The 12671-nt window shown below is 65.1% G+C and carries 11 protein-coding genes; 7 read left to right on the forward strand and 4 right to left on the reverse strand.

All coding sequences use genetic code 11. The annotated features are described in order from the left end of the window. Positions 1-14: 14 nt before the first annotated feature. Positions 15-1031, reverse strand: a complete 1017-nt coding sequence (locus tag NG701_RS20320) for a LacI family DNA-binding transcriptional regulator (RefSeq protein WP_252570369.1) — start codon at positions 1029-1031, stop codon at positions 15-17. Positions 1032-1241: 210 nt separating this feature from the next. On the opposite strand from NG701_RS20320, the gene NG701_RS20325 reads away from it, so the two are divergent. The 5 genes from NG701_RS20325 to NG701_RS20345 all read left to right on the forward strand — a co-directional run bounded on the left by NG701_RS20325 (position 1242) and on the right by NG701_RS20345 (position 8883). Continuing rightward, complete coding sequence (locus tag NG701_RS20325; RefSeq protein ID WP_252570370.1) at positions 1242-3305, forward strand: beta-galactosidase; 2064 nt, start codon at positions 1242-1244, stop codon at positions 3303-3305. Then, positions 3289-4221: a carbohydrate ABC transporter permease gene (locus NG701_RS20330; RefSeq protein ID WP_252570372.1), complete on the forward strand. Its 933-nt coding sequence runs from the start codon at positions 3289-3291 to the stop codon at positions 4219-4221. Before NG701_RS20325 ends, NG701_RS20330 begins: the two co-directional genes overlap by 17 nt. 77 nt (positions 4222-4298) lie before the next feature. After that, the gene (locus NG701_RS20335) at positions 4299-5132 is read left to right on the forward strand and encodes a carbohydrate ABC transporter permease (protein ID WP_252570594.1); all 834 of its coding nucleotides are present in this window, start codon (positions 4299-4301) and stop codon (positions 5130-5132) included. Positions 5133-5208: 76 nt separating this feature from the next. Beyond that, a complete protein-coding gene (locus NG701_RS20340; RefSeq protein WP_252570374.1) occupies positions 5209-6543 on the forward strand; it encodes an ABC transporter substrate-binding protein in 1335 nt (444 codons plus the stop codon). A gap of 132 nt (positions 6544-6675) precedes the next feature. Then, positions 6676-8883, forward strand: coding sequence for an alpha-galactosidase (locus tag NG701_RS20345; RefSeq protein WP_252570376.1), 2208 nt, complete (start codon positions 6676-6678; stop codon positions 8881-8883). 75 nt (positions 8884-8958) lie between these two features. On the opposite strand, the gene NG701_RS20350 is transcribed toward NG701_RS20345, so the two are convergent. Beyond that, positions 8959-9183 carry a hypothetical protein gene (locus tag NG701_RS20350; protein WP_252570378.1) on the reverse strand — a complete coding sequence of 75 codons (225 nt, stop codon included), beginning with the start codon at positions 9181-9183 and terminating at the stop codon, positions 8959-8961. Between the two features lie 242 nt (positions 9184-9425). Here NG701_RS20350 and NG701_RS20355 point away from each other — a divergent pair, with 242 nt between their 5' ends. Next, entirely contained in the window at positions 9426-10085 is a 660-nt protein-coding gene (locus NG701_RS20355; protein WP_252570380.1) for a hypothetical protein, read from the forward strand. A 66-nt stretch (positions 10086-10151) separates the two neighbouring features. On the opposite strand, the gene NG701_RS20360 is transcribed toward NG701_RS20355, so the two are convergent. Beyond that, positions 10152-10601 carry a pyridoxamine 5'-phosphate oxidase family protein gene (locus tag NG701_RS20360; protein WP_252570382.1) on the reverse strand — a complete coding sequence of 150 codons (450 nt, stop codon included), beginning with the start codon at positions 10599-10601 and terminating at the stop codon, positions 10152-10154. A gap of 317 nt (positions 10602-10918) precedes the next feature. Between NG701_RS20360 and aroQ the strand changes: the two genes are divergently transcribed. After that, positions 10919-11398, forward strand: coding sequence for a type II 3-dehydroquinate dehydratase (aroQ, locus tag NG701_RS20365; RefSeq protein ID WP_252570384.1), 480 nt, complete (start codon positions 10919-10921; stop codon positions 11396-11398). A 28-nt stretch (positions 11399-11426) separates the two neighbouring features. Here the strand turns inward: aroQ and NG701_RS20370 are convergent, their stop codons facing one another. Continuing rightward, positions 11427-12611: a MarP family serine protease gene (locus NG701_RS20370; protein ID WP_252570386.1), complete on the reverse strand. Its 1185-nt coding sequence runs from the start codon at positions 12609-12611 to the stop codon at positions 11427-11429. Positions 12612-12671: the final 60 nt, after the last annotated feature.

Here is a 12671-nt window from a genome sequence, read left to right on the forward strand (position 1 = left end):
GGCGGGGAGCGGTGTCAGGCCGAGCCTCGCCATACGACCACGGTCTCAAGGACCCGCGGCGGGCTGGGCAGCCCCCTGATCTGCATCAGGACAAGTTCCGCGGCCGTGCTTCCCAGAAGGTCCGCAGGCTGCCGCACTGTGGAGAGCTGCGGCCTGCACCGCACGGCCCAGCTGCTGTCATCGAAACCGACGATCCCGACGTCCTCGGGGACCCGTCGCCCGGCCTCCTGCAGCGCGGTCATTGCTCCTGCGGCCACCGCATCGGAGGCGGCGAAAACGCCGTCGATACCGGGAAAACGGCGCAGCAGCTCCTGCATTCCCTCCAGCCCCGCCGCGTAGGTGTACAGGGGGTACTCCACAACCATCCGCGGATCGAAACGCTCTCCCATGGCGGCCCGGAACCCGGCGAGGCGGTCCTGGCCGGAATCCCGGTCCAGCGCGCTGACGATCATGCCCACCTGCTGCCGGCCGGTGTCCAGCAGCCTGCTGGTGATGCTGCGTGCCGCCTCGACGTTGTCGATGGCGGCGTACGGCAGGTCCGGAGTGCCATCGGGATGGCCAACGAAGGCAGCGGGTAGCCCGATCTCGGCGACGGCGGCCGCGATCGGGTCCGAGGCGCGTGCTGAGACAATGACGGCACCGTCAACCAGTCCACCCCGCAGGTAGTCCGCAACCCTCCGGCTGTCCCGGTCGGAGTCAATAATGAGGGAAACCAGCTGATAGTCCGCCTTGGAAAGCACCTCGTTGGCCCCCAGCAGAATCGAGCCGATGTTGGGATCCTCGAACAGGAGGGAGTGGGGTTCGTGGATGATCAGGCCGATGGCGCGGGACTCCCGGGTGACCAGGTTGCGGGCCGCACTGTTCCGGACATACCCCACCCGGGCAATGGCTTCCTCCACCGCCAGCCTGGCTTCGGCGGAAACATATTTCTCCCCGTTGACCACCCGCGAAACGGTGCCGCGGGAAAGCCCTGCAGCATCCGCGACATCGTTGATGGTGGCGCGGCGGGCACGGGCTCGTGTCAGGGACATATCTGTACTGTATCCGAGCTTCAGGGTGCCCCGGCTCACATTAATCCATTGACAGCCCGTGTGAGCCTTGTTACTCTGTGAACGTTCCCAGAAGCCTGATGCGCCGTTTAGGTGCGCGTTCTGGGAACGTTCACAGAAGATCGACAACATCGTTCAAGAGCACAGGGCCTCTCCTGAGCCTTAACGAACCCCCACGTTGAAGGAGCAGGGTTGAGCCCGAGCACAACGCCAGTCACCGCGCTATCCGGAAATGGAAAGCTCGTCTATGGCTGCGATTACAACCCCGAACAGTGGGACCGCGAGGTTTGGCAGGAGGACGTCCTCCTCATGAGGCAGGCCGGCGTCAACCTTGTGGCAGTGAACATCTTCGGCTGGGCCGAGCTTGAGGGTTCGCCGGGAACCTACTCCTTCGAACGGCTCGACGAGATTCTTGGCCTGCTTCATGCCAACGGCATCGCAGTCAACCTCGGCACCGGAACTTCCTCGACCCCTGCGTGGCTCACCACCCTGCACCCGGAGATCCTCCCCCAGTCAGCGTCCGGAACCCGCGCCTGGCCGGGCGGGCGCCAGGCCTGGTGCCCCAGTTCCCCGCTCTACAGGGAACACGCGCTCCGGCTCGTCCAGGAGGTCGCCCGCCGATACGGCGGCCATCCTGCCGTCCGGCTGTGGCATGTGTCCAATGAGCTCGGCTGCCACAACGCCCTGTGTTACTGCGATGTCTCCGCCGCGGCGTTCCGCGGCTGGCTCATTGACCGGTATGGCAGCCTCGATGCGCTCAACAAGGCGTGGGGCACAACATTCTGGTCGCAGCGGTACTCCGACTGGCAGCAGCTCTTGCCTCCCCGCGTCACCGTCTCCACCAACAACCCCATGCAAGTGCTGGACTTCCACCGCTTCAGCTCCGATGAACTTCTTGGCTACTACCAGTCCGAGGCCGAGGTCCTGCGGCAGCACAGCTCCATTCCGGTCACCACCAACTTCATGGTCGCCGCGCACGTCCGCAACCAGGACTACTGGTCCTGGGCACCCCACATGGACGTTATCGCCAACGATCACTACCTCGACCACCGGCTTGACTCCCCCACCATGGAACTGGCTTTCGCCGCCGACACCACCCGCGGGCTGGCCAACGGCCAGCCGTGGCTGCTGATGGAACACTCCACCTCGGCAGTGAACTGGCAGCCCCGCAACATCGCCAAGGGTCCCGGCGAAATGCTCCGCAACTCCCTCGCACACCTCGCCCGCGGCGCCGACGGTCTCTGCTTCTTCCAGTGGCGCGCTTCAGTCCAGGGCAGTGAGAAATTCCACTCGGCGATGCTTCCCCACTCCGGAACGGATTCACGCATCTGGCGCGAGGTAGTCGAACTGGGCGGCATCCTGGACAAACTCGCGGAGGTCGGGGGCACCACCGTCCAGGCCGAGGCCGCCCTAGTTTTCAGTTGGGAGGCGTGGTGGGCCTACGACCAGGAATCCCACCCCTCCTCGGACGTCCGCTACCTCGATCAGGTCCACGCCATCTACAAGGCCCTGTGGGAGGCGGGAATCACTGTCGACGTCGTTGCCCCCGGCGCCGATCTCTCCGGCTACAAGCTCGCTGTCGTGCCCGGACTTTACCTCGTCCGGGAACGGGAGGCGGGCGTACTGGCCGAGTATGTCAGGAAGGGGGGCCACGCCGTCGTTACCTACTTCAGCGGCATCGTCGATGAGAACGAGCGCGTGCTTGCCGGCGGCTACCCTGGGGCATTCCGCAGCCTGCTCGGCATCCGTACCGAGGAGTTCTTCCCCCTGGCACCGGGGCAGGCCCTGGCCTTGGACAACGGCTCCGCAGCCGCCTTGTGGACCGAGGCGCTGCGTCTTGAAGGGGCCGAGGCCAAGGTGTGCTTCGTTGAGGGGCATCTCACCGGCACCGCCGCAGTCACGCGCAACCGCCACGGCTCCGGCCACGCCTGGTACATCGGCACCGCCCTTAATCCTGCAGCCCTGCGCGATGTTGTGACCGAAGCCGCCGGCGGGGCCGGGATCACCGGCCTGGCTTCCCCGGAGGGCCTTGAAGCCGTTGTTCGCGCCGGCACGGACAACAGCTATGTCTTCCTCATCAACCACTCAGAAGAAGAGCACAAATACGCGGTGCAGGGCCACGAGCTGATTGTCGGCGAGGACGTCTCCAGCGTCGTCGCGGTTCCAGCAGGCGCCGTGCGCGTCGTCCGCACCTCCAGACCACTACCCCAGACCACTGGCCGCACTACCGGCCCAAAGGATGTTGAAAGTGACTAGTTCAAGAACTGCTTCGGCGCTGGGGGCGCCGAAAACCCGAAAAACCAAGACCGGCGCCGCCCAGCGCCGCGCCGTCTTCCTGTTCATCGCGCCGTTCGGCGTCCTGTTCCTTGCCTTCTACGCCATCCCCATCATCTTCGCGGTGGTGCAGTCGCTGCTCACGGTGGAGCGCAAGGGAACTTTCGGCCCCCCAAAGCAGGTCTTCGGAGGATTCGTCCAGTACCAGCAGGTCTTCCAAAACAGCGAATTCTGGGAGTCAGTCGGACGGGTGCTCCTCTTCGGAGCGGTGCAGGTTCCCATCATGCTGGGCCTGGCCCTGCTGTTTGCCCTGCTGCTCGACTCGCCGCTGCTGAAGGGCAAGAGGTTCTTCCGGCTCGCATTCTTCGCCCCCTACGCCGTCCCCGGTGTCATCGCCGCCATCATGTGGGGCTTCCTGTACTCGCCGTCGCTCTCCCCCTTCGATGCCATCACGTCAGAAGTGAACTTCCTCTCGGCCGACCTGGTGCTGTGGGCTGTCGCGAACATCGTCACCTGGGTGTACGTCGGCTACAACATGCTGATCATCTACTCATCCCTGCTGGCCATCCCCACCGAAATCTATGAGGCAGCACGGCTGGACGGTGCCAGCAACCTCCAGATCGCCTGGCGCATCAAGATCCCCTTGGTGGTCCCGGCCATCATCCTCACCGGCGTGTTCTCCATCATCGGCACGCTCCAGCTCCTTGCCGAGCCCCAGACGCTTCGAAGCTTCAGCTCGGCGATCAGCAGCACGTTCACCCCGAACCTCGCGGTGTACACCACGGCTTCCGTCCCCAACTACAACCTTGCCGCAGCGTTCTCCGTGGTGCTGGCACTGGCAACGTTCATTCTTTCCTTCGTCTTCCTCAAGGCAACCCAGCGGAAGGTCACCCAGTGAGCGCAGCAACGGCAACAGGGCAGGCAAGCAAGTCCGGCCCCGGAGCAAAAACACCCCGCGGGCCGCGGCACAGCATCATGTCCCGCAGCGGAGCGATGCTCATCATGGGCGTGTTCACGCTTTACTTCCTCACCCCCATCTGGTGGCTGCTGGTCTCCTCCACGAAGACCGGCGGACAGATCACCGGCACAGCGCCACTGTGGTTCACGATGGATTCCATCCCCACGTTCTTTGCCAACCTGGGAAAGCTCTTCACTTACAGTGACGGGGTCTTCGGCCGCTGGCTCGCCAACAGCGCCCTGTACGCAGGAGTGGGCGCCCTACTCGGTACCGTCATCGCCGCGATGTGCGGCTACGCGCTTGCCAAGTACGAGTTCCGCGGCCGGGAAGCCCTCTTCAACATCGTGCTCAGCGGCGTGCTGGTCCCTGCAACGGCCCTCGCTCTTCCACTGTTCCTGATCTTCAGCGAAGTGAAGCTGACAAACACCCTCTGGGCAGTATTCCTGCCAAGCCTGGTCAGCCCCTTCGGCGTGTACCTTGCCCGCATCTACGCCGCGGCGAGCGTTCCCGGGGAGCTACTGGAGGCTGCCCGCCTCGATGGATCCTCGGAAGTCAGGACGTTCTTCACAGTCTCAACCCGCCTCATGGCGCCGGCGCTTGTGACCATCTTCCTGTTCCAGTTCGTGGCCATCTGGAACAACTTCTTCCTTCCCCTGATCATGCTCCGTGACCAGGTGCTGTTCCCCGTCACGCTCGGCCTCTACGCGTGGAACAGCCAGATCAGCCAGATCCCCGAACTCCGCATCCTCGTGATCGTCGGAGCCCTCGTGTCCATCCTCCCGCTCATCGGAGCGTTCCTTGCGCTCCAACGCTTCTGGAGCAGCGGGCTGGGCGCCGGAAGCGTCAAATAGCTCCCGGCTGCCACTCCTCCACCCAACCGTCCCGCGGCGCCCGCCACGGCACACACCCCCACCGATAGGAATAGAAATGCGCGCGCATTACGGAAAAGCCACCGCAGCCTTTGCCATTGTCTCGGCGCTCACCCTCGCCGGCTGCTCAGGCGGCGGCGAAAGCAGTACGTCCACTGCGGCCGCCGGCTCCTGCGAACCGTCGTCCGGGCCGGTCGAGCTCACCTTCACCACCTGGGTACCGGGCATGGACAAGGTAGTTGACCTCTGGAACAAAGAAAACGAGAACATCCAGGTCAAGGTGCAGACCGGCCCCAACGGCAACTCTGGCACCTACCAGAACTTCTTCAACCAGCTGCAGGCCGGCAACGCGCCAGACCTTGGCCAGATCGAATACGACGCCCTGCCGAACTTCCGCGTCCAGGATGGCCTTGAGAACATCGCCGCCTGCGAGGGAGTAGCCGGCGCCCAGGACAAGTTCGTCGACTGGACCTGGGGCCAGGTGACCTTCGGCGAGGAAGGCGCCGTCTACGCCGTCCCGCAGGACAGCGGCCCGATGGCAATGTTCTACCGCGCGGACCTCTTCAAGGAGGCAGGTATCAAGGTCCCCACAACCTGGGACGAATACGCAGCGGCCGCCGAACAGATCAAGGCCCGCGGTTCCTACATCACCAACTTCCCCCGCGGCGACGTCAACTGGTTCGCCGGCAACGTCTGGCAGGCCGGCGGACAGTGGTTCTCCAGTGACAACGACCAGTGGGAGGTAAACCTGACCGGCACGGAGTCGGAGAAGGTTGCCAGCTACTGGCAGGACCTGCTCAGCAAGGACCAGGTCTCAACGCTGCCCTCCTTCTCCGATGAATGGAACGCCTCCTTCAACGAGGGCCAGCAGTGGACCTGGGTCTCCGCCGTGTGGGGTGCCTCGACGCTGGCCAGCGGCGCGCCCGACACGGCCGGAAAGTGGGCCGTCGCTCCCATGCCCCAGTGGGAGGGCAACGGAAAAGCCGCAGGCAACTGGGGAGGCTCCTCCACAGCGGTACTGAAAGGGTCCGACCACCCGTATGAAGCCGCAAAGTTCGCCCTGTGGCTGAACACCGATCCTGAAGCACTGGCCCTGGCCAACGAACTGGGCGGGCTCTACCCGGCAGCGAAGTCGGCAACGGACCTCGACGCGTTCACCGGCGGCGTCGAGTACTTCGGCGGGCAGAAGATCTACGAAGTCTTCGCCGAGGCATCCTCGAACGTCGACCCCAACTTCACCTGGGGCCCGACCATGACCCAGACCTACACCGACGTCTCGGACGGGTTCGGTAAGGCCACGGGAGGCGACGGCACCCTCCTGGACGCCCTGAAGACGGGCGAGAAGAAGACCATCGAATCCCTGAAGTCCCAGTCGATCCCTGTCAAGGAGTAACTGTCAGGAAGTATCGTCAGGACACAGCTACCTGACTCAGCAGGTCACCACTTCCACCGCTGGCGGGGGAGGTGCTGGCCTGCTGTTTGGGCCGATGACCCGTGCACCCCGTGAATACCGAAAGAGATCTTTATGGACCCCCTCCACCTCCGTACCGCCGGCACCAGCCTGGTGATCAGCTTCAACAGCGGGGAGGCCGAGATTATCCACTGGGGCGCCGATTTGGGCGGCACCCCCCTGCCGGACCTCGCCATTCTCGGCGAACCGATCCCCCACTCCGCCATCGACGCCACCGTGCCCGCCGGCCTCCTGCCGCAGGCATCCTCCAGCTGGCGCGGCCGTCCCGCCCTCCGTGGCCACCGCGTCGCCGACGGCGTCTCCGGCCTTGACTTCTCGGCCTGCCTCCGCGTCATGACAGCGAGCGCCGAGGGCAACTCTGCCGTCATCGTCCAGGCCGATTCCGGTGCCGGGCTCACCGTCTCATCCGCGCTGACACTGCACGACGGCGGCCTGCTGGAGCTGCGCCACACCCTCACCAACGACGGAGCCACGCCCTATCAGCTCGACGAGCTGGCCACCGTCCTCCCGGTGGCGCCGGACGCCGTTGAACTCCTTGACCTGACAGGGCGCTGGTGCCGGGAACGCCACCCGCAGCGCCGCCCCATCCAGCAGGGCACCTGGGTCCGCACCGGCCGGCATGGCCGCACCGGGCACGATTCCTCGCTGCTCTTCGCCGCGGGCACCGCCGGGTTCGGCAACCGCCACGGGAAGGTCTGGGCCACGCACCTGGCCTGGAGCGGCAACCACGAACAGTTCGCCGACAGCATCGGCGATGGCCGCACCATGATCGGCGGCTCCGAGCTTCTGGGCCCGGCCGAGGTCATCCTCGCACCCGACGCCAGCTACACCACGCCGGCGCTCTTTGCCGCGTACTCGGACCGCGGCCTGGACGGCATCAGCGAGGCGTTCTACAGCTGGTTCCGGTCCCGCCCCCACCACGTTCTCCCCACAGCCGATGGAAAGAAGGGCACCGCAACACATCCGGGCAAGCCCCGTCCCGTTGTCCTCAACACCTGGGAAGCGGTCTACTTCGACCACAACCTGTCCACCCTGATCGAGCTGGCTGACTCCGCCGCCGAACTGGGCGTTGAGCGATTTGTGCTCGACGACGGCTGGTTCCGCGGCCGCCGCGACGACCACGCCGGCCTGGGCGACTGGTACGTCGACGAATCACTCTGGCCCGACGGCCTCACTCCGCTGATCGATGCCGTGACATCCCGCGGGATGGAATTCGGGCTCTGGGTGGAACCGGAAATGGTCAACCTGGACTCCGATATTGTCCGCGCGCACCCCGAATGGATTGTTGGTCCTTCCGTCCAGAGCTACAAGGACGGCGGCCGCCTGCCGATCGAATGGCGGAACCAGCATGTGATCGACCTGGTGAACCCTGACGCGTGGCAGTACATTTTCGACCGCGTGGACTCCCTGCTGCGCGAGAACAACATCAGCTACCTCAAATGGGATCAGAACCGGGACCAGCTGGAGCACGGCCACGCCGGCCGCTCCTCGGTCCACGAACAGACCCTGGCCGCTTACCGGCTCTTTGACGAGCTCAAGAAGTCCCACCCCGGCGTCGAGATTGAGAGCTGCTCTTCCGGCGGCGCCCGGGTGGACCTGGGCATCCTGGAACGCACCGACCGCATCTGGGCCTCGGACTGCAACGACGCCCTCGAACGGCAGACCATCCAGCGCTGGACCGGGCTGGTGGTCCCGCCGGAGCTCGTGGGCGGGCACGTCGGCCCCACCACCTCGCACACCACAGCCCGCACCCACGATCTGTCCTTCCGCGCCATCACGGCGCTGTTCGGCCACTTCGGCATGGAGTGGGATGTCCGCGGGGTCCAGGGCGCCGAGCGCGAGGAACTCAAACGCTTCATCGCCCTCTACAAGGAACACCGCGGCCTGATCCACTCCGGGCGCATGGTCCGCGCTGACGTGCCCGATGATTCCCTGATGCTGCACGGTGTGGTGGCCCCCAGCGGTGCCGCGCAGGGCACGACGGCGGCGCTGTTCGCCCTGGTCAGCACCGGCACCGCGTTCGCGGAACAGATCGGCCGGATCACCATCCCCGGCCTGGAACCGGACCGCACCTACCGGGTGGAAGCCATCTTCCCGGCGCCCGGAGACGCCGACTACGCCCACACGTTCACCCAGGTCCAGCCCCCGGCCTGGCTGGCAGACGGGGCCGTTGCTGGCGGCCGCTTCCTGGCCGAAGTGGGCCTGCCCATGCCCATCCTCAACCCGGAACACGCCCTGGTCCTGAGGTTCACGGCGCTCTAGGGTCCCCACCCCGCGGCCGCGCGCTAAGGACGAGGCCGGCCGGCTGACTGCACCCTCCCGGTGGCGGAGCCGGGTTCAGCGGCGGACTCCGTGCGTGAAGTACAGCACGGGGCCCAAGAAGTTCAGGGCAATGACCGCCGCCCACACACTCTTGCGGCCGTTGACCTGCGGGGCGGGGCGGGTGGCCAGATCCGTCCTAGCGGTGGCGGCCAGCGACAACTGCACTGAGGACAAGGCCAGGACCACAGCCTGCTGCCCGCTTGTCAGATCGCTCCAAGTCCCGGACTTCTTGCTCGGCATGGTCAGATTCTCCGTGTCGGGGTGTGCGTCATTGCGTTCGGCCAAATAGCGGGCTTGATTCAATCATGTTGGTTTCCTTGTCCCTACCGGGGGTTTGTCGGTCAATTGTGTTGTCTTCCAAGGTTGCGCCGGTTGGGCCATCCTTACCCTTTCGGGGCCCGTCGATCTTACAAAACGAACCCATGCCGTTTTGAGGTGGCATGGCGCGTAGTATCGGCTACATGGGCGGGAGGGCCACAGACATGAGGCGCACTTTCATGCGTCGGTGGGTGCTTGCGGTTACGGCCGGGGAGACCGTTGGATTCATTATCCCGGCCGCTGTTGGTGGAGCGTTGACTTTCGCCGCCGCGCCCGCTTCCGTTGTCTATCCGTTGATGATCGCCGCCGGAGCATGCGAAGGCATCCTCCTTGGGTTGGGACAGTCCATCGGCTTTGGCTCTTTTGGGATCCCTCGTGCCGCCTGGATTACCGCCACTGGCGGGGGTGCCGCAGTCGCGTGGTCCATCGGTATGCTGCCGAGTACGATCGGCGGTGTCGATTTCGCTTCGCCGTCCGCTCTTGCCCTCATTGTCGTCGGGGCGGCGGTGCTTCTGGCTTCGATTCCGACCTTGCAGTGGCTTGTCTTACGCCGGGTAGTCCGGCGGGCCTCCTGGTGGATCCCTGTCAACGCCGGTGCTTGGGCCGTTGGCATCCTCTGGACATTCGCGCCGTCTCCGTTCATTGACGAGAACACAGCACTTCCTGCCCTGTTGGGGTCATATTTAGTGGCCGGCATGCTCATGGCGGTCACTGTGGGTGCCCTGACTGGCTTCGCTGCGCGGCACGTAGTGGAATCCACTCACTACTCGCCAGCACAGGGCACTGATGCCGACAAATCCATCCAACAGCGACCGACCCCCTGAACGGCGCTCAGCCTGGAGTCAGCAGGCCGGCCCCACGGAACTCGCCCCGACTCCCTTGCCGGAACCTCAGGGCTCCCGTGGTGACCACCATCGTGCGGACGGGTTGATGGCAAACTGGCGTCCAGTAATTTCCGTCGGCGTAATGCGGAAAAGCTGATCCTTAGCCCCCGGCTCCCAGGGAGACAGGCTCTGATCCACCTGGTCCTGATCAAGTTCGTTGTCCGGGACAGCTTCAGGACGGCCTTTCACCACGACGCTCCACGCAATGGTTCCGTAGGGGTTGAGGCCGTCAGCCTCCAGTGCGACCGCTCCCCCTTCCAGCAAAGCGTCCAGTTTGGTTCCCGGACCTGTCCGGAAAAACAGTGATCCATCCTCCGGCAGGTAGTTCACGGGAAAGATTTCAGGTCCGTTGGTGCCAATCACCGCCAGTCGACCGACTGAAGCGGACCGAAGGGATCTCCAGCACGCATGTGTTCCAAGAACCTTTGATGCTGATGCTTCTTCGAAGATGTTCATGTGCCGAGCATACATACGTGATGGATCAAGGCAGCAGAGCACGCCCCCTTTAGCGCGGACTCGGGTGAGCGGCGACAGCGGACAGCCGGAAGTAGCGAGCGCCCGCCAGCGAATGGCCCTCTTGGCAGCGCGGCCGGCCCACCAGCTGTGCGAAAAGTAAGTGTCGTCCGTGGAACGTCAACGTCGTCGCCTAGGGTCCTTTGCGACGAATTCTGTACCATCATTCACCTGCCGCGGTCCACGGCCGCCGGAAATCCGGCCTGGTGGAATCGCCCGGGCCGAATGATGGTGCAGAATCCGGCAGGTAGATTGGATCCATGACTGACGTTTCCTCCCCTGACTCCGCATCTGCCTCGGCTGCCGGACGCGGCACCATCCTCGTGATCAACGGCCCCAACCTCAACCTGTTGGGCACCCGTGAGCCGGAGAAGTACGGCACCTCCACCCTTGCGGACGTGGAGCAGCTGGCGGCCACCGCTGCACAGGCCCACGGCCTCAACGTGGAGTGTGTCCAGTCCAACCATGAGGGCGTGCTCCTGGACGTCATCCACGCAGCCCGCGGCACCGCCGTCGGGATTGTGCTGAACGCCGGCGCCTTCACCCACACTTCCGTGGCCCTGCGCGACGCCCTGTCAGCGGTGCAGCTGCCCGCCGTCGAGGTCCACATCACCAACGTGCACCAGCGTGAGGACTTCCGGCACCACTCCTTCCTGTCCCCGGTGTGCGCCGCGGTGATCGTGGGAGCTGGCGTGTTCGGCTACAAGCTGGCCATCGACTACCTCGCCGAAACGCTGTAGCCGGGTCCCGGCGGCTTAGGCCGCCCGGCTACTTCTGGATGCACTGGCCGGAGGACACGGGCGCGCTGAAGCCGGCGGCCTGGGACGCGACCGGGAACAGGTCATCCATGGTGATGGCGAACCCCATTTCGGTGTCCGAGGTTGCCTTGGCAAAAATGACGCCGGCCACCAGGCCCTCCATGGTCAGCAGCGGGCCGCCCGAGTTCCCGGGCTGGACGTCGCCGGCCAGGCGGTAGATCTGTTCCGGGGCCGGGTTTTCACCATAGATATCGGGGACCAGGACCGACGTAATGTCCTGGACGGTGGCAGGGTTGGATTTGAAGGGGCCACCGTGGGGATACCCCGCGAAGGCCGCCGGGCTGCCGTTCGGGAGGTCGGACGTCAGCGTGAGCGGTTCGGACGGCAGCCCGTCCACGGCCAGGACGGCGAGGTCGTGCCGCGTGTCGAAGTACACCACCCGGCCGGGCAGCGCGCCGCCGTCGGGAATTTCTACCACCGGCTGCGACACGCCCGCCACAACATGGGCATTGGTCACAACCCGGCCCGGGGAAACCACAAAGCCGGTGCCGGTCTGGTTCTGGCCGCATTCGTAGGCGGTTCCGGCAATTTTCAGGACTGACTGCGCGGCCCGGTTCAGCGCTGGCGTATCGGTACTGGCATTGGGCACCGCCACCGGCTGCCCCTGGTCCAGGCCTTCAAGCAGCGTGGGGATTCCGTTGCCGATCACCGTGGACCGCAGCTGCGCCATGGTGGTCTTCAACGGGACAGGCGTCAGCCCATCGATGTACCGGATGACTTTGGACTCGGCCAGTTGCTGGGACACAAACGGAACGCCCAGGGCGCTGACGCTGAAGGCGAGCATGGACATCACCAGGGCCGAGACCACCACGTTGACGGCCCCGCCCACCAGCCGGTCCACCGCACGCAGCGGCTTGATCCGCACGGCGCCGCGGATTTTGCGCCCGATCATGGTCCCGAGGCCATGGCCCATGGCCATCAGTACGACGGCGGCGGCCACGATGGCGGTCAGCCTCCAGCCGGAGTCATCCACGAAGCCGCTGACCAGTGGAACGGCAAAGAACGCGGCCACCGCGCCCGCGGCGAAGCCGGCGATACCGCCGAGCGTGACCAGGAAGCCGTTGCGCAGGCCATAGATCAGGTAAGACAGCAGGGCCAGGATCAGCGCCAGGTCCAGAACGGTCAAGCCAAACACTGACGCTCCTCTAATACGGTTGAGACCCAATTCTAGTGGCGCAAGCTGACATTGTTCTGT

The organism is Pseudarthrobacter cellobiosi (assembly GCF_023913815.1).
Lineage (GTDB): Bacteria > Actinomycetota > Actinomycetes > Actinomycetales > Micrococcaceae > Arthrobacter > Arthrobacter cellobiosi.

Bases quoted from the DNA above. Each gene is read 5' to 3' on its own strand.
- NG701_RS20355 (WP_252570380.1), top strand. From the start codon at position 9,426: ATGAGGCGCACTTTCATGCGTCGGTGGGTGCTTGCGGTTACGGCCGGG.
- NG701_RS20330 (WP_252570372.1), top strand. From the start codon at position 3,289: ATGTTGAAAGTGACTAGTTCAAGAACTGCTTCGGCGCTGGGGGCGCCG.
- NG701_RS20360 (WP_252570382.1), bottom strand. From the start codon at position 10,601: ATGAACATCTTCGAAGAAGCATCAGCATCAAAGGTTCTTGGAACACAT.
- NG701_RS20350 (WP_252570378.1), bottom strand. From the start codon at position 9,183: ATGCCGAGCAAGAAGTCCGGGACTTGGAGCGATCTGACAAGCGGGCAG.
- NG701_RS20340 (WP_252570374.1), top strand. From the start codon at position 5,209: ATGCGCGCGCATTACGGAAAAGCCACCGCAGCCTTTGCCATTGTCTCG.
- aroQ (WP_252570384.1), top strand. From the start codon at position 10,919: ATGACTGACGTTTCCTCCCCTGACTCCGCATCTGCCTCGGCTGCCGGA.
- NG701_RS20345 (WP_252570376.1), top strand. From the start codon at position 6,676: ATGGACCCCCTCCACCTCCGTACCGCCGGCACCAGCCTGGTGATCAGC.
- NG701_RS20335 (WP_252570594.1), top strand. From the start codon at position 4,299: ATGTCCCGCAGCGGAGCGATGCTCATCATGGGCGTGTTCACGCTTTAC.
- NG701_RS20320 (WP_252570369.1), bottom strand. From the start codon at position 1,031: ATGTCCCTGACACGAGCCCGTGCCCGCCGCGCCACCATCAACGATGTC.